The sequence below is a fragment of the Achromobacter sp. NPDC058515 genome (genome assembly GCF_042721735.1).
Classification (GTDB): domain Bacteria; phylum Pseudomonadota; class Gammaproteobacteria; order Burkholderiales; family Burkholderiaceae_B; genus Achromobacter.
The window spans coordinates 526,440-547,663 of sequence record NZ_JBHXNI010000003.1; the positions used below are offsets into that span (position 1 = coordinate 526,440).

The window sequence follows — 21,224 nt, forward strand, 5'->3', positions numbered from 1 at the left end:
CCGCAACGGCGGATATCCCGATCTCGCGCTTCATGTAGGGAAAGCAGCCCGGTTCCGAGGCTGCGCCGATCCTTCATGAGCCCAGGGAACCCATTCATGTCTTCTCGTCCTGTCCGCGCCGCGCGCATCGCGGCGCTTGCCCGCCTACCCCTGCCGCGCACGGCGCTGAGCGCCGCGCTGCGCTATGCGCTGCCGGGCGTCATGGCCGCCGCCTTGTGGCCGGCCGCGGTGCATGCCCAGGCGCCCGCGCCGCGCGCCATTGCCTTCAGCATTCCGGCCGGCCCGCTCAGTGCGGCGCTGGGCGCGTTCGGCGTGCAGGCGGGCGTCATGGTGGCCTCCGATCCGGCCTTGACGGCCGGCGCCAGGACCGAGGGGGTGACGGGCACCTACGCCGTCGACGCGGCGCTGGAGCGCCTGCTTGCCGGCACCGGCCTGCAGGCCGTGGCGCGCGCGGAGGGCGGCTACCGGCTGCGGCAGGCGGCGTCCGGCCAGGCCACGACGCTGGCGCCGGTCACTGTGACGGGCAGCTACAACCCGACGACGGAGGGCACGGGCTCGTATACCTCGCCCGCCGTCACCATCGGCAAGACGACGCAGGCCCTCAAGGACATCCCGCAATCCATCACCGTGCTGACGCGCCAGCGCATGGACGACCAGGACATGACCAGCCTGCCGGACGCCGTCAACAACACGGTCGGCATGGTGGGGGTGCAGGGCGTGGGGCCGGGGGTGGCGATCAACTCCCGCGGCTTCCCGGTGGACCTGCTGCAATACGACGGCGTGTCCCTGCTGCGCAACAGCTACAGCCTGGGCAACTGGGAACAGGATTCGCTGGTGTTCTACGACCGCGTGGAAATCCTGCGCGGCGCGGCCGGCCTGCTGCAGGGCGCGGGCAGTCCGGGCGGTGCGATCAACCTGGTGCGCAAGCGGGGCGGAGCGGAACCGTCGGTGGTGGTGACGGGCAAGGCCGGCTCCTGGGACCACTACGGACTGCAGCTGGACGCGGGCGGGCCCCTGAACGAATCGGGCACGCTGCGCGGGCGCATGGTGCTGGATGAGGACCGGAGCCATTCCTTCGTCGACTACGTGTGGGACAAGACGCGCAACCTGTACGCGGCGCTGGACTACGACGTCACCGAGAACACCACGGTGGGCCTGGGCGTGAGCAACCGCTACAGCCGTTCGCGGCCGATGATCGTGGGCTACCCGCGGTTTGAGGACGGCGGCGATATCGACCTGCCGCGTTCGACCTTCACGGGCTCGACCTGGAACCGCGCGAAGAACGACCAGACCATCCTGAACGCGGACGTCACCCACCGCTTCAACGAATCCTGGCGGTTCAGGCTGGCCGGCGTCGCCATGAACGAGGAGAACACGACGGTGCACCAGCGCGTTACGGGCCCGGTGGCGCGCGACGGCAGCGGCCTGTCCTACGGCAACTTCGGCGTGGACTTCGACAGCAAGCAGCGCGGGCTGGACATGTCGGTCAGCGGCGAGTTCACCGGCTGGGGGATGCAGCAGGAAGTGGTGGTGGGCGCGAACTATTCCAAACTGACCACGAACGACCGGTTCGCGCGCGCCTGGGAGGACGGCGGCAATATCTTCGATATCGACCACAATCGTCCCTGGCAGGACATCGACTCCATCGCCGAGGCGGGCAACTACGACTCGCGCAGCGCCTACGATATCCGCCAGAAGGGCATCTATGGCACATGGCGCGTCAAGCCCACCGAGTCCCTGGCGCTGATCGGCGGCGGCCGGGTGGGCTGGTTCGACTACAGCTACAGCGGCGGGGGCAGCACCACCACGGCGAACACGTCGAACAAATTCATCCCGTACGCCGGCATCGTGTATTCGCTGACCGACAGCTGGTCGGTCTACACCAGCTACACCACGGTATTCGAACCGCAGACCGAGCGCACCGTGTCGGGCAGCCTGCTCAAGCCGATCGAAGGCAACAACTACGAAGTCGGCATCAAGGGCGAACTGGCGGACGGCCGCGTCAACACGTCGCTCGCGGTGTTCCGCTACGACCACAAGAACCGCGCCGTCAACGATTACGACGCCGGGTTCGCCTGCAACGGCTGGTACTGCTCGCGCGCGGCGGGCAAGGTGCGCAGCCAGGGCGTGGAGGCCGAGATCTCCGGCGAAGTGGCCAGGGGCCTGGAGCTGTATGCCGGCTACACCTACAACACCACCAAGTTCCTTGAGGACCCCGACAACCAGGGCAAGGTCTTCAGCACGTGGACGCCCAAGCACATGCTGCGCCTGTGGGCCAACTACAAGCTGCCGGGCACGCTGAACCGCCTGAGCGTGGGCGCCGGCGTCAATGCGCAGACGCACACGATCAGTTCGGACCGCGAGTTCAAGCTGGCGGGGTTCACGGTCTGGAATGCGCGCCTGGGCTATCAGGCCACGCCGGAGCTGAGTTTCGGGCTGAACTTCAACAATGTGTTCGACAAGAAGTACTACGTGCCTTCCTACAACACGCTGTCCAGCAACAACTACTACGGCGAGCCGCGCAACGTAATGCTGACCGTGCGCTACGCGCCCAAGCTGTAGGGTGGCGCGCCCAGGTTAGGCGCGCATCAGCGCATCCACGCGCTGCGCCAGGTCTTCAAGCGCAAAGGGTTTGGGCAGGACCGGCGTGCCCGGTTCCAGCCCGCCCTCGCCGTACGCGTTCTGGCCATGGCCCGTCATGAACAGCACCTTCAGGCCGGGCCGCAGCACCCGCGCCGCCTCGGCCACCTGGCGCCCGCTCATCCCACCGGGCAGGCCCAGGTCGCAGACCAGCAGGTCCAGCCTCATGTCGGAGGAAAGGCGCCGCAGCGCGCTGGCGCCGTCGGTGGCTTCGACCACGGCATACCCCAGTTCCTGCAGCACCTCGGCCGTCACCGCGCGCACCGCGGGCTCGTCCTCCGCCACCAGCACGGTCTGGCCTTGCGAGGCGCGCGGCGGCTCGGCCCTGTCCGCCGGTTCGGTCTGGCCCACGGCGCCGGCATGGCGCGGAAAATACAGGCTCATGGCCGTGCCCTGGCCCGGCTGCGAGCGCACCTGCACCTGCCCGCGCGATTGCCGCACGAAGCTGTACAGCATGGACAGCCCCAGCCCGGTTCCCTGGCCCGCCGACTTGGTGGTGTAGAAGGGCTCGAAAATGCGCTGGACGGTTTCCGGCGTCATGCCGCAGCCCGTGTCCGATACGCGCAGGAGCAGGTAGTCGCCGGCGTCGAGCCCGCGTTCGCGCGCCGGGCCGGCGGGCAGGCTGACGTTGCGCGTTTCGATCCGCAGCGCGCCCTGGCCGGACATGGCGTCGCGCGCATTCAGGCACAGGTTGAGCAGGGCATTTTCCAGCTGGTGCGGATCCACCCAGGCGGGCCACAGCGGGGGCGAGCAAGCGATGTCCAGCGTGATCCCGGGACCGGCGCTGCGGCGGATCAGATCCTCCATGCCGCCGACGAGCTGGTTGATGTCGAGGGCCGCAGGGGCCAGCGGCTGGCGGCGGGACAAGGCGAGCAGGCGTTGCGTCAGGGAGGCGGCCTTGCTGGCGCCGCTGCGCGCCACCTCGATGTGGCGGGCCAGGTCGTCGTGCCGCTGCTGCGCCAGGCGCAGGCTCAGCAATTCCAGGCTGCCGGAAATGCCCATGAGCAGGTTGTTGAAGTCGTGCGCCAATCCGCCCGCCAACTGCCCCACGGCCTCCATTTTCTGGCTTTGCCGCAGCGTGTCCTCGGCCAGGCGCAGGGCCTCCGCCTGCGCCCGTTCCGCGCTGACGCGCGAGGTGGTTTCTATGACCGTGTCTATCATGCCGGCCACGGCGCCGTGCTCGTCGCGCACCGGGCTGTAGCAGAAGGTGAAGCTTGCCATTTCCGCCTGGCCGTAGCGGTGGATTTCCAGCGAGTAGTCTTCGATGAAGGTGGCCTCGCCGGCGTAGGCGCGTTCGGCCAGCGGGCCGATCATCGGCCAGGCTTCGCTCCAGATGTCGCTGAACGAGCGTCCCAGGGCGTCGGGCTTTGCGCCCAGGATGGGGACGAAGGCGTCGTTGTAGATCGCGGTCAGGCTTGGCCCCCAGACCAGGCAGCTGGGGAACTTGGACGCCAGCACCATGCCGGTCGCGACACGCAAGGCGCCGGGCCATTCGGCGATGGGTCCCAGCGGCGTGGCGGCCCAATCGTGGCGGTGGACCCGCGCAGCCATTTGTCCGCCGCCAGCAAGAAACAGAGGCATGGACGGATCTTTCTGCATGGGGGCGCGAGGGTAGCCGGAGGGTGATTGATTCTATCCCACGGCCATTGCGGTGTTAAGCAGCGGCCAGGCCGTCAAGGCCGCCGAACCGGCCGGCCCGGAGATCATATAAAATAAAAACCATTCCTATTTACAAATTCTCTTGAGGTGCGCCTTGCCTCCGCCCGACTCCCTGCCGATCGACACTGTCACGAAGCTTTATCGTGACCATCACGGCTGGCTGGCGGTATGGCTGCGCAAGAAGCTGGGCAACTCCTTCGATGCCGCGGACCTGGCCCACGACACCTTCGTGCGGCTGATGGCCGGACGGCGCAAGGAAGGGGCGGGCGCCGAACCGCGCGCGCTGCTGACCCACATCGCCAAGGGCCTGGTGGTGGACCATTGGCGCCGCCGCGCGCTGGAAGACGCCTACCTGGCCGCCGTCGCGCGGCTGCCGGCGCCGGAGGCGCCATCGCCCGAAGCGCGGACGCTGATCCTGGAAACCCTGCACGCAATCGACGCCGCCTTGCGGGCCTTGCCCGCCAAGACGCGGGAGATCTTCCTGCTGTCCCAGTTCGACGGCATGGGCTACGACGCGATCGCGCAACGCCAGCGCGTGTCGCTGTCCACCGTCAAGCGCCATATGCAGGCGGCGCTGACGGCCTGCCTGATCGCCTACCAGGTCGACGCGCCGTGAGCGTGGCCATCGATCCCTCCATCCTGAAGGAAGCGGCCGGCTGGCTGGTGCGCTTCCAGTCCGAGACCCTGTCGGCGTCGGACCGTGAGGCTTTCGACCGCTGGCGCGGACGCAGCGCCGCGCACGCCGCCGCCTGGCAGCGGGCGGAGGAAATGCTGCGCGGATTTGGACAAGTGCCGCCGCGGATCGGGCGCGACGCCCTGCGCCGGCTGGATCGCCCGGCGCGCCGGCAGGCCATGCGCGCGCTGGCCGGCCTGCTGGTCCTGGGGCCGGCGGCCTGGCTGGGCGGGCGCCAGCTGCCATGGCGGGAGTGGAGCGCGGATGCGCGCACAGCCACCGGCGAGCAGCGCCGCATGCAGCTGGCCGACGGCACGCAGCTGGTGCTGAACACGGCCACCGCCGTCGATATCGACTACACCCCGGGGCAACGCGTGCTGTGGCTGCGGGCAGGCGAGATCCTGCTGACGACCGGCGCCGATCCCGCGCCCGGGCATCGCCCCTTCATCGTCCAGACCGGGCAGGGCTCGATACGCGCGCTGGGCACCCGCTTCATGGTGCGCGACGAAGGCGGCAGCGTGCGCGTGGCGGTGTTCGAGGGCGCGGTCGAGATCCAGCCCCTGTCGGCGGGCGCGTCGGCCGTGGTGCTGCCGGCCGGACAGCAGACCGTCTTCAACGCGCGCGAGGTCGAGCCCCAGGCGGCGGCCGACGCGTCGGCGGCGTCGTGGGAGCAGGGCATGCTTGCCGCCCGGAACTGGCGGCTGGCCGACCTGGTGGACGAACTGGGCCGGTATCGGCGGGGCGTGCTGCGGTGCGACCCGGCCGTGGCCGGGCTGCGGGTGTCGGGCGCGTTTCCGTTGAACGACATCGACGCCAGCCTGCGCCTCTTGGAAAAGACCCTGCCGGTGAAGGCCAGCCGGGTGACGCCGTTCTGGACCACCGTGGCGCCCCGCGCCGCCGTTACAAACTAATTGCCGACCGGCTGACACTTTTTTCCGCTTCGTCCGGTGTACCGGGTGAATCGTCGCGACATGCGAGCGTCACCCAGACCCCAACGAAGGATCGTTTCATGCTTTCCCGAATTTCCCGTTCGCCACGGCCTGCCCGTGGAAAAGCCGCCCTGCTGCCCATCGCGGCGCTGATCCGCGCCGCCGGCCTGGCCCTGGCGCTGCCGGCCATGGCGGGGGCGCCGATGCTGGCCATGGCCGCCGACGCCGACGCGGCGCGCAAGTCCTACGCCATCGCGGGCGGTCCGTTGGGCGATGTGCTGGCCCAGTTTGCCGCGCAGGCCGGCGTGCCGCTGTCGTTCGACCCGGCGATGGTGTCAGGCAGGCGCAGCGACGGACTGAACGGGGACTACACCGTGCGGGAAGGCTTTGCCCATCTGCTGGCCGGTTCGGGCCACGTCCTGTCGGAGCAGGGCGGCGGCGCGTACTCCCTGCGCAAGCTGCCGTCCGGTCCCGGCGACGCAGCCACGGTGCTGCCCGTGGTGACGGTCGACGGGACGGGCGTGCACCCGTCGGCGCTGCCGGCCGAGTTCGCCGGCGGCCAGGTGGCCCGGGGCGCGCGCCTGGGCCTGCTGGGCAATCGCGACGTGATGGACACGCCGTTCAACGTCACCAGCTACACCTCCGCCCTGCTGGAAAACCGCCAGGCCGTGACCCTGGCCGACGCGCTGAACGTCGAGCCCTCGGTGCGCTTCACCGGCCAGATCGGCGGCGTGACGGATTCGTTCTACATCCGCGGCTTTCCCATCGGCGAAGGCAACCTGGGAGAGATCGCGTTCGACGGCGTCTATGGCGTGGCGCCCAACTATCACGTCTTCACCGACTACATCGAGCGGGTCGAGGTGCTGAAGGGGCCCGCGGCGCTGCTGTACGGCATGTCGCCCAACAGCGGCGTGGGCGGGGTGATCAACATGGTGCCCAAGCGCTCGCTGCCGCAGGACCTGACCCGCCTGTCCGCGGATTACGTCGGCGACTCGCAGTTCGGCGGCCGGGTGGACCTGAGCCGCCGCTTCGGCAACGAGGGCGAATGGGGCGTGCGGATCAACGGCATGCACCGCCAGGGCGACACGCCGCTGGACAACTTGTATTCGCGCACCGACATCGGCGCCCTGTCGCTGGACTACCAGGGCGAACGGCTGCGCGCCTCGCTCGACCTGCTGACCCAGCACGAGAAGATCGACGCGCCGACCCGGCCGTTCCTGGTGGCGGCGGGCATAGACGTGCCCCGCGCCGCGGACGGCCGGCGCAACGCCACGCAGCCCTGGGGCTGGTGGAAGTCCGACGGGCAGTCGGCCCTGCTGCGGGTGGAGTACGACATCAGCGACCGCCTGACGGTGTTTGCCGATGCCGGCGGATCGGACACCACGGTCTCGCGCCTGTCGGACCAGACGCCCACCATCGTGAACTCGGCCGGCGACACGCTGGTGACGCCGAACAATTTCAGGTTCGAGGTCAACCGCAGCACCTACAACGCCGGCTTGCGCGCCAAGCTGGACACGGGGCCGGTGCGCCACGCCATCAGCCTCATGGGCAGCCTGTACAGCGACCGCAACCTGCAGGCCAGCGTGTCGGGCACGCCGCTGACGTCCAACATCTATCGTCCGATCACGCGCCCGGAGCAGCACATACCCGCCCCGGCCAACGTGCCCAAGGTTTCGTCGTCGGATCTGTCCGGACTGGCGCTGGCCGATACGCTCAGCATCCTGGATGAGCGCGCGCAGCTGACGCTGGGCGTGCGCCAGCAGCGCATCGAATCGCGCAACTTCAATGCGGCAACCGGCGCGCGCACCGTCAGCTACGACGAAAGCGCGACCACTCCGCTGGCGGGGCTGGTCGTCAAGCCGTGGAGCAACGTGTCGCTCTACGCCAACTACATCGAAGGGCTGAGCAAGGGCGACGTCGCGCCCGCCACCGCGTCCAACTCGGGGCAGGTGTTCAAGCCCTACAAGGCGAGGCAAAAGGAAGTGGGCGTGAAGGTGGAGCTGGACAGCGCCATGTTGACCGTGAGCGCGTTCGAGATCACCAAGCCTAGCGGCCAGCTCACCAACGGCGTATACGGCGCGGACAGCGAGCAGCGCAACCGCGGGCTGGAGCTGAACCTGTCCGGCGAGCCCTGGCGGGGCCTGCGCCTGCTGGGCGGCGTGACGTTCCTGGACGCGGAGCTGACGCGCACCAACAGCGCGGCCACGCTGGGCAACCAGCCCGTGGGCGTGCCCAAGGTGTCGGTCAACCTGGGCGCCGAATGGGATACGCCCTGGGTGGCGGGGCTGACGCTGACCGGCAGCATGATCCACACCGGGCGCGAATACATCAACCAGGCCAACACCCAGTCCGTGCCGTCATGGACCACCTTCGACCTGGGCGCGCGCTACGCCGTCAAGGTCCAGGGCAAGGACGTGACGCTGCGCGCCAATGTGGTCAACCTGTTCAACCGCGCGTACTGGTCGGGCGTGGCGTCCTACGGCACGATCTCGCAGGGCGTGCCGCGCACGCTGATGCTGTCGGCGTCGATGGACTTCTGAGGGCGTGGCGCCGCGCGCGGATCACGTCCGGCGCCGCGCAAACGCCATGCACACCGGGCTGCCGACCCGCAGCTCGTAGCCGTCCTGGATCAGCGTGCCGTCCCGCGGGCTGACGCGAAAGCGCACCAGCGTGTCGCTGTCCTCGTTCAGCGCGAACAGGAAGCGGCCGTCGGGCGACAAGATGAAAAAGCGCGGCGTCATGCCCTGGGTGTGGGCGTGCTGCACCGCCGCCAGCCTGCCGCTGACGGGATCGACGCGGAACACGGCAATGCTGTCGTCGCCCCGGTTCGACACGTACAGATGCAGGCCGTGCGCATCCATCGCGATGCCCGCGGCGCGGCTGTTGCCGGTGTAGGTGTCGGGCAGGGTGGGCAGCACCTGGAACGGGCGCAGCGCGCCTGCCTCCAGCCCGTAGGCGGCGACGGTGTTGTCCAGTTCGTTGACCACGTACAGCCAGCGCCCGGCCGGGTGAAAGGCCGCGTGGCGCGGGCCCGCTCCCTCGCGCGTGGCGGCCACGCTGGCCGGCTCGGCGCTGATGCCGCTGGCGTCCAGCGTGAAGAGGAAGACGCGGTCCAGGCCCTTGTCCGGCACCACCACATAGCGGCCGGACGGATCGACCAGGTTGTAGTGCGGCTTGGCGAAAGGCTGCTCCTTGCGGTGCGGGCCGGGTTCGCCGGTCAGCGGCACGGTCTGCGACACGGGGGCGAGCGCGCCGTCCGCCGCCACGGGCAGCACGGCCAGCGTGCCGGTCAGGTGATTGGACACCATCAGGTAGCGGGCCGACGGGCCCAGCGCCAGATGCACGGGATTGCGTCCGTCGCAGGCCTGCATGCGCCACGGCTTCAGCGACCCGCTGCGCATGTCGCGGCGCAGCGCGCTGACCTCCTGGCTGTCGCCGTGCACGGTGTAGAGCACGGGCAGGGAGGGGTGCGGCAGCAGATAGGACGGATTGACCAGGCCGCCCACGACTTGCGTCAAGGTCAGCGATCCGGTGTCCGGCGAGTAGTCGAACACGCTGATGCCTTCGCCGCGGGCATTGCGTTCGCGCGTGGTGCGCGAGCCGATATAGACGTGCATGGCGCGAGCCTCTTCAGATCGATATGGGCGGCCGCGGGCTGCGCGCCGCCTAGGAAGTCAGGATGCCGCTGATGCGGGCCAGGTTGTCCAGGGTGCTGCGCAAATGGCTGGCGAGCGCCGCGGCGGCGTCTTCGTTGCGTTCGCGTTCCAGCAGGTCCAGGATGGCCAGGTGCTGGTCGCAATGCTGCTTGTAGCGGCTGCGGTCCTGCATGGAGCGGTAGGACAGCAGGCGGCGCACGCGGTTGACGCGCTTGATCGTGTCGATGAAGAACGGGTTGCCGGAGGCCTCCACCAAAGACTCGTGAAAGCGCACGCCGCGCTCGTGGAGCTGGTCGGCCGTGTCGGTGGCGATGCCGCCGTCCAGCAGGTGCTTTTCGGCGGCGCGGCAGCGCGCCAGCACGTCCTTGCCTATACGAAAGCCCGGCTCCAGCAGCGCCGCCGGCTCCAGCGCCAGGCGCAGCCGGTAGGACTGCAGCAGGCTGTCCGGCGTGGTCATCATGGAAGAGAATTCCCAGCCGTAGCCGGGCCGGCGCTGCGCCCAGCCTTCCTGGGAAATGCGAGCGAGCAGGGCCTGCGTCTGCGCGTTGGTCAGCGCGTAGCGCGCGCGCAGCAGGGCTTCGCTGCATTGCATGGGCAGTTCGCCGCGCAGGAGCTCGTCAGCCAGCTTGAAGTAGCTTTGCGTCACGATGTCGTCCGCGGACGGCGGCGCGATGCCGGCATCCGTGTCGGCCACGGCGGCGTAGTCCTGTTGCAGGAAATAGCCGCGGTTGGGCTTGCGCGCCACGACGCCGTGCTGCTCCAGGATGCCCAGCGCGTCGTTGACCGGCGAGCGCGACAGCCGCAGCCGGTCGGCGAGCTTTTGCGCCGTGAGGTGCGCGCCTTCGGGCAGGCGGTCTTCCCTGATCAGCGCCAGGATCTTCGTGACGGTATTGGTTTGCGCGCTCATGGCTTGTGGACAGCGGATTCGATGGTGTCCGATAGGATAGCGGGAATGACGCCGCCCTTGCGCAACAGGCTGACTTCCAGCCGGGTCTCGACGGCGGCGGTGGCCGCGAGCGGCTCGATGGCGCCGTTGGCGCGCAGGATGCGCACCGGCACGGCCAGGCGCGGCGCCAGCGCGGCGGCGTCGGCGTCGATCTCGATCCGGTCGCCGGACTGTATCCGCAAGGTCTCGGGCGTCACGCCTTCGGGCAGGCGCAGGGGCAGGATGCCCATGCCGATCAGGTTCGACCGGTGGATGCGTTCAAAGCTGACGGCCAGCACCGCGCGTATGCCCAACAGGCGCTGGCCCTTGGCCGCCCAGTCGCGCGACGAGCCCGTGCCAAAGCGGGCGCCGGCCACCAGCACCACGGGCTGCCCGGCCTGGGCGTAGTGGCCGGCGGCTTCCCAGATCGGTTCCATCCTGCCGCTTGGCGCATGCAGCGTATGGCCCACGGGCGCGTCCGGACAGAGCAGGTTCGCAAGGCTTTTGCTGTAGAACGCGGCGCGCATCATGACTTGCCAGTTGCCGCGGCGCGAGGCGAAGACGTTCAGGTCGCTGCGGTCGTCGCCGCGCTCGACGAGGAAGTCGGCGATCAGGCTGTCGGGCGGGATGGCGCTGGCCGGCGACAGGTGGTCGGTCGTCACGTCGTCGCCCAGCACCAGCAGCGGATGCGCGGCGTAGCGGCCCAACTGGCTGCCGGCCTCGGTGGAGGCGAACGGCGGGCGGCGCAGCGCGGTGGACGCCGGGTCCCAGGGAAAGCGCGCCGAATCCGGCGACTGCAGCGCCTGCCAGGCGGGATTGGCGCTGGCGATCCTGAAGGCGGCGCGATAGTCCGCGGGACGCAGCCCGGCAGCCAGCGCCGCGTCGATGTCGGCCTCGGCGGGCCACAAGTCGCGCAGATGGACGGCGCGGCCGTCGGGCGCGTATTGCACCGGTTCCTGGCTGAGGTCCTTTTCCGCGTCGCCGGCCAGCGCGAAGGCGATGACCAGAGGCGGCGACATGAGGAAGCCCAGGTCCAGGTCCGGATGGATGCGGCCCGTGAAATTGCGGTTGCCGGACAGCACGGCCACGGGATGTACCGTGCCGGCGGCCATGGCCTCGCGCACTGCGGCGGGCAGCGGCCCGGAGTTGCCGATGCAGGTGGTGCAGCCGTATCCCACGATGTCGAAGCCCACGGCGGCCAGGTCGTCCATCAGGCCGGCGCGCGCCAGGTAGCCGGCGGCGGCGGGCGAGCCGGGGCCCAGGGAGGTCTTGACCCATGGCGGCGCCTTCAAGCCAGCCTGGCGCGCCTTGCGGGCCAGCAGCCCCGCCGCCATCAGCAGGCGCGGGTCCGAGGTGTTGGTGCAGCTGGTGATGGCGGCAATGGCGATGGCGTGCCGGGGCAGGGCGCCGCCCGTCGCGCGGGGCGTGAAGTCCAGGTCCGCGAGGATGGCTTTCGTCTGGCCGTAGGGGTGCAGGTCCTGTGGGCGCTTCGGGCCGGCCACGTGCATCCGCACACGGTCCAGCGCGATCTCGACCACACGGGTGTAGCGCGGCGAGGCGGCGGGATCCAGCGCGATGCCGGCGCGTTCGGCATAAGCCCCGACCATTGCGATGTGCGATTCGGGCCTGCCGGTCTGCCGCAGATAGGCCAGCGTCTCGCCGTCGATGGGAAAGTAGCCCGTGGTGGCGCCGTACTCGGGGGCCATGTTGGCCACCACGCAGCGGCTGCCCGCCGACAGCGTGGCCGCGCCGGGCCCGAAGAACTCCACGAACTCGCCGGACACCTGGATGGCGCGCAGGCGCTGGGTCACGGTCAAGGCCAGGTCGGTCGCCGTCGCGCCGGCCTGCAGCGCGCCAGTCAGCCGTACGCCGACGACGTCGGGGATGCGCAGCATCGTCGGCATGCCGAACATGACGGTCTGCGCCTCCAGTCCGCCCACGCCCCAGCCCAGCACGCCGATGCCGTTGATCATCGGCGTATGGCTGTCCGTGCCGATCATCATGTCGGGATGCAGCGCAATGCCGTCCGCGCCCGGTTGCCGGCAGACCACCGTGGCCAGCTGCTCCAGGTTGATCGTGTGCATGATGCCGGTGCCCGGCGGGTGGATGCGCACGTTCGACAGCGCCTTGGACGCCCAGCGCAGGAAGCGGTAACGCTCCGCGTTGCGGCGCAGTTCCAGGTCCAGGTTCAGCGCCGCCGCATCGTCGCGCGCATAGGCCTCGACGGCCAGCGAATGGTCCACCGACACGTCCACCGGCAGCACCGGATTGAGGACGCCAGGGTCGACGCCGGCCTCGGCCAGCGCATCGCGCATCGCGGCGATGTCGACCAGGGCGGGGGTGCTGGTGGTGTCGTGCATCAGCACGCGCCCCGGCTGGAAGGCGATCTCGGATTCGCTGGTGCCTTGTTCAAGCCAGCTGAACAGCGAGCCGACAGCGGCGTCGCGCTCGGCGTCCTGCATGTTGCGCAGCGCGTTTTCCAGCAGCAGCCGCAGCACGACCGGCAGGCGGAAGTAGTCCGCGCCGTACATGCCGGGCAGATCCAGATGGGTGTACAGCGCGCCGTCCAGGGTGAAGCTGGCGCGGCGCAGCGGGGCATTGGTGTTTTCCATAGCTGCCAGTTTTGCATATTGCATCTATAAAATGCAATTAAGTAAAAACCCGGCCGCAATCGAAGCAGGCCAGACAGGAGACAGACCATGCCCCGAATTCGCACCCTGGCCGCCACCGCGGCCCTGGCGCTCGCCGCCTCGACCCCGCTGCACGCCGCCGACCCGGCCGCGGGCCGTCCCATCACCCTGATCGTGCCCTTTGCCGCCGGCGGCGGCGTGGACGGCATGGGCCGGCTGCTGGCCGAACGGCTGCGCAGCGAATTGCCGCAAGGCGTGGTGGTGGAGAACCGGCCGGGCGCCAGCGGCATGCTGGGCGCGCAGACGGTGGTGCGTTCCGCGCCGGACGGCACGACCCTGCTGCTGGGGTCCGCCGGAGAAACCGCCATCAATCCCCTGGTCTTCAAGGGCAAGATGCAGTACCAGCCGGAAAAGGACCTGGCGCCGATTGCGCTGATCGCCCGCGTGCCCAATGTGCTGGTCGCCAACCCCAAGCTGCCGGCGGCCAATGTGGAGGAGCTGGTGGCCTATGGCCGCGCGCACCCGGACAAGCTGACGTACGCGACCAGCGGCGTGGGCAATCCGCAGCACCTGAACGGCGAGCTGCTGCAGTCGCTGGCGGGGATCAAGATGGTGCACGTGCCGTACAAGGGCGCGTCCGCGCAGCTGGTGGACGTGGCGGCGGGCAGCGTGGACCTGACCTTCGTCAGCCTGGCGGGCGCCTTGCCCTTCATCAAGAGCGGCAAGGTCAAGCCCCTGGCGGTCACTTCCGCCAGGCGCGCATCGTTCGCGCCCGACATCCCCGCCGTGGCGGAATACGCGCCGCTCAAGGACTATGCGCTGGAGAACTGGTTCGGCGTGTTCGTGCCCGCGGCCACGCCCGCCGAGACACAGCAAAAGCTGGCCGACGCCATCGGCCGCAGCCTGAAGGACGAGAAGTTCGTGGCCAGCATCCGCGAGCTGGGCGGCGAAGTGCAGCCCATGAGCCGGGACGAGTTCCGCGCCTTCATCAAGGCGCAGACCGCGGTGTTTGCCAAGGTGGTGGCCGATGGCCACATCACGGCGGAAAACTGATCGCGGCGCAGGGGATGCCGGCTAGCGCGTGACGGCGTCCAGCGCGCTCAGGGCAGGGGCGATCAGGGCCAGCAGCCGGCCCTTGCCCACGCCGTCGCGGGCTTGCACGGACAGCCCGTGCAGCACCACCGCGTAGTAGTCGCCCAATGCCTGCACGTCGGCGCCGGGCTTGAGTTCCCCCGCCTGCATTGCGGCTTCCAATCGGTCGATGATGGATTGCGTGCGGGCCTTGCGATGCGTGGTGAGCCACGCCATGACGGCCTCGTTCTCGGCGGCGTAATTGGTGGCGGCCGAGACCACCATGCAGCCTTGAGGACGGCCGCGCTTCGTGTAGGTGGCCACGGCGTCGCTCAGCAGTTTCTCGATGGCGTCGCGCACGCCTTCCCCGCCTTCCAGCGCTTTCTCGGCGAACGCGCCGTCGCCCGCTTCATATCGCGCCACCGCTTCGCGGAACAGGTCCTGCTTGGAGCCGAAGGCCGCGTACAGACGCGCCGACGCCAGGCCCGTCGCCGCCACCAGGTCCGCCATCGACGTGCCTTCGTAGCCTTGCTTCCAGAACGCCAGCATCGCCTGCTGTAGCGCCAGGTCGCGGTCGAATTCTCTGGGTCTGCCTGCCATGTCGATCTCGGTGCAATGAACTGGCGAGCAGTGTAGCGCGATGGCCTCCGGCGGCATCGCAAAGCCGCGGATCAAGGCCGAACGTCGCCACGGCCGCTTGCAGCGCCGCCGCATATCGCCTATTCTTTGTCGTTCGACAAACAATTGAGATGAAAAATCATGCAAACGATCAAAGGCCCCAGCCTGCACCTGGCGCAATTCAGCGATGCCGCCGCCCCGTTCAACAGCTTGCCCGCCATCGCGCAATGGGCGGCGGACGTGGGTTTCAAGGCCTTGCAGATTCCCGCCTGGGACAAGCGCTTCTTCGACGCCGCGACGGCGGCGGTCAGCCAGGACTATTGCGATGAAATCGTGGGCGTCCTGGCCCGCCACGGATTGGTGATCAGCGAATTGACCAGCCATATCTTTGGCCAGCTCCTGGCCGTGCATCCGGCGTACGACGCCATGGTCGACAACTTCGCGCCCATCGAGGCGCGGGGCAATCCGCAGGCAAGGACGGCGTGGGCCAGGCAGGGGCTGCTGGACACGGCGCGCGCGTCCAGAAGGCTGGGCCTGACCGACATGGGCACGTTCTCGGGGTCGCTCGCGTGGCCTTACCTGTTTCCGTTCCCGCAACGGCCGGAAGGCCTGATCGAGGCGGCGTTCGACGAACTTGCCAAGCGCTGGCGGCCGGTGCTGGACGAATGCGACGCCCAGGGCGTGAACCTCTGCTTCGAGATCCACCCCAGCGAGGACCTGCACGACGGGATCTCGTTCGAAATGTTCCACGAGCGCGTCGGCGGCCACGCGCGCTGCGCCATTCTTTTCGACCCCAGCCATTTCGTCTTGCAGCAGCTCGACTACCTGCAATACCTGGACATCTACAAGGACCACATCCGCATGTTCCATGTGAAGGACGCGGAGTTCAACCCGACGGGCCGGCAGGGCATCTACGGCGGCTATCAATCGTGGATAAACCGGGCCGGGCGCTTCCGCTCGCTGGGCGACGGGCAGGTGGATTTCAAGGCCATCTTCTCGAAGCTGGCGCACCACGACTATCAGGGCTGGGCCACGCTGGAATGGGAGTGCTGCCTGAAGGACCAGGAGACAGGCGCGCGGGAGGGCGTGGACTTCATCAACCGCCACATCATTCCGGTCACGTCGAAGGTATTTGACGACTTCGCCGGCGCCGCCATCGACAAGCAACAGATCAACGCCCTGCTGGGCATCGCGTAAGCGGCGAACGCCGCCTCAGGAACCATGGCAATGACACATCAGAATTCTTCCGCCGACGCCTGCACGCATCAGTACGTCAACGTGAACGGAAACCGCATCCACTGCGCCATCGCGGGCCGCGGCACGCCCGTGCTGCTGATCCCGGGCTGGCCCCAGACCTGGTACACCTGGCGCCACATCATGGCGGCGCTGGCGCAGGCGGGCTACCTGGCGATTGCCGTGGATCCGCCGGGTACGGGCGACTCCGACCGCCCGGCGGACGGCTACGACACGGGCGCAGTCGCCGCAACCCTGCACCAGCTGATGTCGCAGCTGGGCCATGCGCGCTACCAGGTGGTGGGCCACGACATCGGCATGTGGGTGGCGTATGCCCTGGCCAGCGACTTCCCGGCTGCCGTGAGCCGGCTGGCGCTGACCGAGGCGGTCATCCCCGGCCTGGCGCCCGCGCCCACCATCTTCGCGCCGCCCGAAGAGAACATCTTCCTGTGGCACTTCATGTTCAACCAGTTGAACGATTTGCCCGAGACGCTGATCGCGGGCAGGGAAAGGGCGTATCTGACCTATATGTTCGACAAGTGGTCGCATCGCCGCGACCGGGTCGCGGCCGACGTCTACATCGACGCCTATTCCTCGCCCGGCGGACTGCGCGGCGGATTCTCCTATTACCGCGCCATTCCGGAGACCATCCGGCAGAACACTCTGCGCGCCACGCGCAAGCTGGAAATGCCCACGCTGGCCATCGGCGCCGAACACGCGACCCGGGACGCGCCGCTCGTCACCATGCGCGAGAACGCCCGCGACCTGCAGGGCGCGATCATTCCCGATTGTGGGCATTTCGTCACCGAGGAATGCCACGAGGCTTTTCTGGAGCACCTGCTCCCGTTCCTGTCGCTGGAGGGGTGAGCGTCTACGGCGCCTCGTGCAGCGCCAGTTCCAGTCCGAGGCGTTCGCCGCCGAGCACCCGGCTGACCGCCTGGCGGGCCGTGACGCGATAGATGCCCTGCGCGCCCCGGACAGGCCGGTGCGACACCGCGATCACCGCCGCGTCGCCCCATTGCAGGGGCAGGACCATCGGGCGCGACTGCATGCGCGGGCGCTGCTCGGTCATCACGACTTCGCCGCCCGTGAAGTCCTGGCCGGGCTCCGAAAGCAGGGCGATCAGCCGCAGCGGAAAGACGCAAGCGCCGTCGGCATGCTGCAGCAGCGGCTGGTAGTCGTCCGCGCGCAGGCGCAGGATGGCGGACAGGCTGTGCCGTTGCCCGGCGCGGTGGTTTTGCTGTGTGTACGTCGACAGATCGTCGGGATAGGAAGCGTCCTGGCCCAGCGCCGCCGCCCAGGCGCGGGCGACCGGAAGCAGGCGGCGGTACAGGTCGGCGCGCAGGCGCGACAGCGCGGCAGGCAGCGGATCGGGCAGCGCATAGCGGTCCCCGTGGCCCGCCTGCGCGGGCGACGGGCGGGCCGTTGCGGCCATGGCCTGCGCCATCTCGCGCGCGGCATCCGCCGCGAAGAGCGAGGGCAGCATGGCCCAGCCCTGCGCGTCGAGATCTTGCGCGATGCGGGGCCAGTCGTAAGTGTCCAGCGGTTGGAAGGCAGGCGTCATGGTCATTCTGGAAGCGGGGGCGGGAGCGCAATGCGTCCGGAAAGCTTAGCCGCGGCGAAGGTCCGCCGCACTCCGCCGCTTGCTGCGCCGCGGCCGGCATGGGCCTGGGGGGCGTGAAGTATGCTTACCCGCTTCATGGACATTCCCGGTGTTGCCTGCAATGACTGATTTTCCTTTTGATGCCGTGCTCTTTGACTGCGACGGCGTCCTGGTCGATTCCGAACCCATCACCAGCCGCGTGCTGGCCGAGATGCTCAATGAACTGGGCTGGGGCATCACGCATGCGGAGACGATGGATATTTTTACCGGTAAAGCCGTCAAGGACGAACTGCCCCTGATCGAGGCGCGCACCGGCGCCAAGATCACCCAGGACTGGTTCGACCAGTTCCGCCAGCGCCGCAACGACGCGCTGGACCGCGACCTGCTTGAGATCCCCGGCGCGCCGGACGCCGTGCGCGCCCTGCACGAGGCGCTGGACGGCCGCATCGCCGTGGCCTCGGGGGCGGACCGCCGCAAGGTGGAGCTGCAACTGGCCAAGGTGGGCATTGCCGACTGTTTCGACGGACGCGTCTTCAGCGGCCACGAAATGCCGCGCAGCAAGCCGTTCCCGGATGTGTACCTGGCCGCCGCGAAGGCGCTGGGCGTGGACCCGCAGCGCTGCGCCATCGTCGAAGACACGGTGACCGGCGCGACCGCGGGCGTCGCCGCTGGCGCGACGGTGTTCGGCTACAGCCCGCACGCCAATGGCCACAGCGGCGCGCAGGCGCTGCGCAACGCGGGCGTGGCCCACGTCTTCACCGACATGCAGCAGCTCCCGGCGTTGCTGGCGGGCTGGCGGGCAGCAGCGGCCTGAAGGCTTGCGGGCGGCGGCGGGCGTCAGCGCCCGTGGGTGGCGTACTGCTCGCCGCCGTCCAGGTCGATCACCGTGCCGCTCAGGTAGCCCGCGCGGGGCGACGCCCCGAACACGACCATGTTCGCCACTTCCTCGGGCTCCATGAGGCGCCCGAAGGGCAGGTCCGACAAGGTTTCCTGCCAGCGCGACTCGTCGCCCCAGCGGGCCTGGGCGCGCTGCCGCGCCAGGGTCAGCACGCGGTCGGTGCGCGTGCGCGAGGGGTTCACCCCGAAGACGCGCACGCCGTTGCGCGGCGATTCTCCGCCCAGGGCGCGCGTGAAGGCGATGAGCGAGGCATTGGCCGCCGCCCCGCAGATGTAGTCCGCGCGCGGCGCCGACCCGGCCATGCCGATGATGTTGGCGATGACGCCCGCACCGGCCTCGCGCATCTTCGGGTAGTAGTGGCGCGCCAGGCTGATGTAGCCGTGCACCTTCAATTCCCAGCCGGCGCGCCAGCGTTCGTCCTGCACCTGGTCCAGCGCGCCGCCCGGCACCGCGCCGGCGTTGTTCACCAGGATGTCGATCAGGCCGGTTTCCTTGCAGAGGCGCTCCGCCGCGCCGGCCTGGCCCAGGTCCAGCGTGACCGCGTCGGCCTGCTTGCCCGTCTGTTCGCGGATCGCGGCCGTGGCCGCGTGCAAGGCGTCGTCGTCGCGCGCCACCAGCACCGGCTCCGCGCCTTCGCGTGCGAAGGCGACCGCGCAGGCCAGGCCTATGCCCTTGGAAGCGCCCGTGATGAGCACGCGTTTACCCGCCAGCTGCAAGTCCATGTAGAGCTCCTGTCGATACGCGCCCGCCGGGCGCGGGCTCACTGTCAGGTTGTAAACCAGAAGCGCGGGAACGTGCCAGCGCGGGATGTCCAGGCTTGCGCTGCCGGCGCCTGAGATCCCGCTTAGGGCGATCCCTTTCTAGCGCCGCCCGCGTGCTGCCTGCTATGCTGATTCCACCTCGGTCCCAAGGACGCGGCAATGTCGGGAATCTGGCTGGAAATCTGGTCCACGGTGCGTAGCGAGTTCGCCGACATCCCCGATGTCGGGGAGGCGACGCGCATCGTGCTGCGCCTGGGAATGGCCGTGATCCTCGGCGGCCTGCTGGGCTATGAACGCGAACGCAGCGGCAAGGACGCCGGCCTGCGCACGCATATGCTGGTGGCGCTGGGGGCGGCCATCTTCGTGCTGGTGCCCTTGCAGGGCGGCATGCAGGTGGGCGACCTGAGCCGCGTGCTGCAAGGCGTGATCGCCGGCATCGGCTTTCTGGGGGCGGGCGCCATCATCAAGCTCAGCGACGAACGCGAGATCCACGGGCTGACCACCTCGGCCAGCATCTGGATGACGGCCGCCATCGGCGTGGCCGCCGGCATGGGGCGCGAGGCGACCGCGCTGGTCAGCACCCTGATGGCGCTGTTCGTGCTGGCGGTGCTGCGCCGCGTCGAAGCGCGCATTTCGGCCAGGGCGGACAAGCGCGTGGTGTCCTCCGACGTGAAATAGCCGCGGCCCGGCTCAGTTGCCGCCCGACACGTCGATGAACGAGCCGCTGGTGTAGCCGGCCTCGTCCGAGAACAACCACATCACGGCGCCGGCGACTTCGTCCACGGTGCCGCCGCGGCGCAGCGGGATCACGCTCTTCAGGCGGTCGACGCGTCCGGGCTCGCCGCCGCTGGCGTGCATCTCGGTGTAGATCGTGCCGGGGCGCACGCCGTTCACGCGTATGCCCTCCGGGGCCACTTCCTTGGACAGGCCGATGGTCAGCGTGTCCAGCGCGCCCTTGGAGGCCGCGTAATCCACATATTCGTTGGGCGAACCCAGCCGCGCGGCGGCGGAAGACACGTTGACGATGGCGCCGCCCTGGCCGCCATGGCGCGTCGACATCCGGCGCACCGCTTCGCGCGCGCACAGGAAGGCGCCGACGACATTGGTGGACAGCACGCGCAGCAGCCGTTCGGCGCTCATGTCGTCCACGCGCATCTGCTTTTCCAGGATGCCGGCGTTGTTGACCAGCGCGTCGAGGGGCCCCAGGCGTTCGTCGAGCATGCGGAACATCCGCACGACCTGGTCTTCCTGGGAAACATCGGCCTGGATGGCGATGGCGCGGCCGCCGTCGCGTTCAATGTCGGCCACGACCGCCTGGGCGGCGTCGGCGTGCGAGTGGTAGTTGACGCCTACCGCGTATCCGCGGCGGGCGGCCAGCTTGGCGACGGCGGCCCCGATGCCGCGACTGCCGCCCGTGATCAGCATGACTTTGGACATGGTTGTCTCCGGTATGGACTCCACAGTAGCAGAACGGCGGGCGTTCAGATCCAGACGTCGTTGGGGGCGCGGCGCTCGCCGCCCTGGTCGCCCGTGTTCGCCACGCCGCGCGGTTCGATGAGCATGAGCTGCACCTCGCCGCGCGCGCAAGGCTTGTGCTCCACCCCCTTGGGGATGACGGTCATTTCGCCCGGGCCCAGGTCGACGTGGCCGTCGCGCAGCTCGATGCGCAGATGGCCCTGGATGACGATGAAGGTCTCGTCCGTGTCGGGGTGGGCATGCCAGAGGAAATCCCCTTTGAGCTTTGCCAGCTTGAATTGGTAGTCGTTCATCTCGGCGATGACCTTGGGCATCCAGTGCTCGTGGATCAGCGCCAGTTTGGCGGCCAGATTGATGGGTTCGATGCCGGGCATGGCGTCACCTGCGGAAAGGGGAAAGTCCCCACGATAGCGGCCCGGCGCCCGGGCGTCTTGTACGATCGAGCAGGTTCT

18 protein-coding genes are annotated in these 21,224 nt (G+C 69.1%); 9 read left to right on the forward strand and 9 right to left on the reverse strand.

The features are described 5' to 3' along the window. The first annotated feature begins 96 nt into the window (after nucleotides 1-96). Nucleotides 97-2,562 (forward strand): TonB-dependent siderophore receptor, encoded by a 2,466-nt coding sequence (locus tag ACFWP0_RS08345; RefSeq protein ID WP_377841104.1) that lies wholly within the window; start codon nucleotides 97-99, stop codon nucleotides 2,560-2,562. Between the two features lie 15 nt (nucleotides 2,563-2,577). Here ACFWP0_RS08345 and ACFWP0_RS08350 read toward each other — a convergent pair whose 3' ends face one another. Then, complete coding sequence (locus tag ACFWP0_RS08350; RefSeq protein WP_377841106.1) at nucleotides 2,578-4,221, reverse strand: ATP-binding protein; 1,644 nt, start codon at nucleotides 4,219-4,221, stop codon at nucleotides 2,578-2,580. A 172-nt stretch (nucleotides 4,222-4,393) separates the two neighbouring features. Here ACFWP0_RS08350 and ACFWP0_RS08355 point away from each other — a divergent pair, with 172 nt between their 5' ends. The 3 genes from ACFWP0_RS08355 (at nucleotide 4,394) to ACFWP0_RS08365 (ending at nucleotide 8,441) form a co-directional block, all read left to right on the forward strand. Beyond that, nucleotides 4,394-4,915, forward strand: a complete 522-nt coding sequence (locus ACFWP0_RS08355; protein ID WP_377841107.1) for a sigma-70 family RNA polymerase sigma factor — start codon at nucleotides 4,394-4,396, stop codon at nucleotides 4,913-4,915. Further along, the gene (locus tag ACFWP0_RS08360; protein WP_377841109.1) at nucleotides 4,912-5,883 is read left to right on the forward strand and encodes a FecR domain-containing protein; all 972 of its coding nucleotides are present in this window, start codon (nucleotides 4,912-4,914) and stop codon (nucleotides 5,881-5,883) included. Before ACFWP0_RS08355 ends, ACFWP0_RS08360 begins: the two co-directional genes overlap by 4 nt. A gap of 98 nt (nucleotides 5,884-5,981) precedes the next feature. Further along, a complete protein-coding gene (locus ACFWP0_RS08365) occupies nucleotides 5,982-8,441 on the forward strand; it encodes a TonB-dependent siderophore receptor (protein WP_377841111.1) in 2,460 nt (819 codons plus the stop codon). 21 nt (nucleotides 8,442-8,462) lie between these two features. Here the strand turns inward: ACFWP0_RS08365 and ACFWP0_RS08370 are convergent, their stop codons facing one another. The 3 genes from ACFWP0_RS08370 to acnA are packed head-to-tail and all read right to left on the reverse strand — an operon-like array spanning nucleotide 8,463 to nucleotide 13,094. Next, a complete protein-coding gene (locus ACFWP0_RS08370; protein WP_377841112.1) occupies nucleotides 8,463-9,518 on the reverse strand; it encodes a lactonase family protein in 1,056 nt (351 codons plus the stop codon). Between the two features lie 49 nt (nucleotides 9,519-9,567). Continuing rightward, the gene (locus ACFWP0_RS08375; protein ID WP_377841114.1) at nucleotides 9,568-10,464 is read right to left on the reverse strand and encodes an FCD domain-containing protein; all 897 of its coding nucleotides are present in this window, start codon (nucleotides 10,462-10,464) and stop codon (nucleotides 9,568-9,570) included. Beyond that, a complete protein-coding gene (acnA, locus tag ACFWP0_RS08380; RefSeq protein ID WP_377841115.1) occupies nucleotides 10,461-13,094 on the reverse strand; it encodes an aconitate hydratase AcnA in 2,634 nt (877 codons plus the stop codon). The genes ACFWP0_RS08375 and acnA overlap by 4 nt, the downstream gene beginning before the upstream one ends. A gap of 87 nt (nucleotides 13,095-13,181) precedes the next feature. Between acnA and ACFWP0_RS08385 the strand changes: the two genes are divergently transcribed. Next, on the forward strand, nucleotides 13,182-14,165 hold the full coding sequence (locus tag ACFWP0_RS08385) for a Bug family tripartite tricarboxylate transporter substrate binding protein (RefSeq protein ID WP_377841117.1): 984 nt from the start codon (nucleotides 13,182-13,184) through the stop codon (nucleotides 14,163-14,165). A gap of 21 nt (nucleotides 14,166-14,186) precedes the next feature. On the opposite strand, the gene ACFWP0_RS08390 is transcribed toward ACFWP0_RS08385, so the two are convergent. Beyond that, on the reverse strand, nucleotides 14,187-14,783 hold the full coding sequence (locus ACFWP0_RS08390) for a TetR/AcrR family transcriptional regulator (protein WP_377841119.1): 597 nt from the start codon (nucleotides 14,781-14,783) through the stop codon (nucleotides 14,187-14,189). Between the two features lie 159 nt (nucleotides 14,784-14,942). Here ACFWP0_RS08390 and ACFWP0_RS08395 point away from each other — a divergent pair, with 159 nt between their 5' ends. Further along, entirely contained in the window at nucleotides 14,943-15,998 is a 1,056-nt protein-coding gene (locus ACFWP0_RS08395; RefSeq protein WP_377841120.1) for a sugar phosphate isomerase/epimerase family protein, read from the forward strand. A 30-nt stretch (nucleotides 15,999-16,028) separates the two neighbouring features. Further along, nucleotides 16,029-16,901, forward strand: coding sequence for an alpha/beta fold hydrolase (locus ACFWP0_RS08400; RefSeq protein WP_377841122.1), 873 nt, complete (start codon nucleotides 16,029-16,031; stop codon nucleotides 16,899-16,901). Nucleotides 16,902-16,905: 4 nt separating this feature from the next. Here ACFWP0_RS08400 and ACFWP0_RS08405 read toward each other — a convergent pair whose 3' ends face one another. After that, nucleotides 16,906-17,598, reverse strand: a complete 693-nt coding sequence (locus tag ACFWP0_RS08405) for a 2OG-Fe(II) oxygenase (RefSeq protein ID WP_377841124.1) — start codon at nucleotides 17,596-17,598, stop codon at nucleotides 16,906-16,908. A 160-nt stretch (nucleotides 17,599-17,758) separates the two neighbouring features. On the opposite strand from ACFWP0_RS08405, the gene ACFWP0_RS08410 reads away from it, so the two are divergent. Then, nucleotides 17,759-18,451, forward strand: coding sequence for an HAD family hydrolase (locus ACFWP0_RS08410; protein ID WP_377841126.1), 693 nt, complete (start codon nucleotides 17,759-17,761; stop codon nucleotides 18,449-18,451). 23 nt (nucleotides 18,452-18,474) lie between these two features. On the opposite strand, the gene ACFWP0_RS08415 is transcribed toward ACFWP0_RS08410, so the two are convergent. Beyond that, nucleotides 18,475-19,257 carry an SDR family oxidoreductase gene (locus tag ACFWP0_RS08415; protein WP_377841127.1) on the reverse strand — a complete coding sequence of 261 codons (783 nt, stop codon included), beginning with the start codon at nucleotides 19,255-19,257 and terminating at the stop codon, nucleotides 18,475-18,477. A gap of 198 nt (nucleotides 19,258-19,455) precedes the next feature. On the opposite strand from ACFWP0_RS08415, the gene ACFWP0_RS08420 reads away from it, so the two are divergent. After that, complete coding sequence (locus tag ACFWP0_RS08420; RefSeq protein ID WP_377841129.1) at nucleotides 19,456-19,974, forward strand: MgtC/SapB family protein; 519 nt, start codon at nucleotides 19,456-19,458, stop codon at nucleotides 19,972-19,974. A 12-nt stretch (nucleotides 19,975-19,986) separates the two neighbouring features. On the opposite strand, the gene ACFWP0_RS08425 is transcribed toward ACFWP0_RS08420, so the two are convergent. Together ACFWP0_RS08425 and ACFWP0_RS08430 are read right to left on the reverse strand one after the other, a co-directional pair. Continuing rightward, nucleotides 19,987-20,733 (reverse strand): SDR family oxidoreductase, encoded by a 747-nt coding sequence (locus ACFWP0_RS08425; protein ID WP_377841130.1) that lies wholly within the window; start codon nucleotides 20,731-20,733, stop codon nucleotides 19,987-19,989. A gap of 44 nt (nucleotides 20,734-20,777) precedes the next feature. Beyond that, a complete protein-coding gene (locus tag ACFWP0_RS08430; protein WP_377841132.1) occupies nucleotides 20,778-21,146 on the reverse strand; it encodes a cupin domain-containing protein in 369 nt (122 codons plus the stop codon). Between the last annotated feature and the right edge of the window lie 78 nt (nucleotides 21,147-21,224).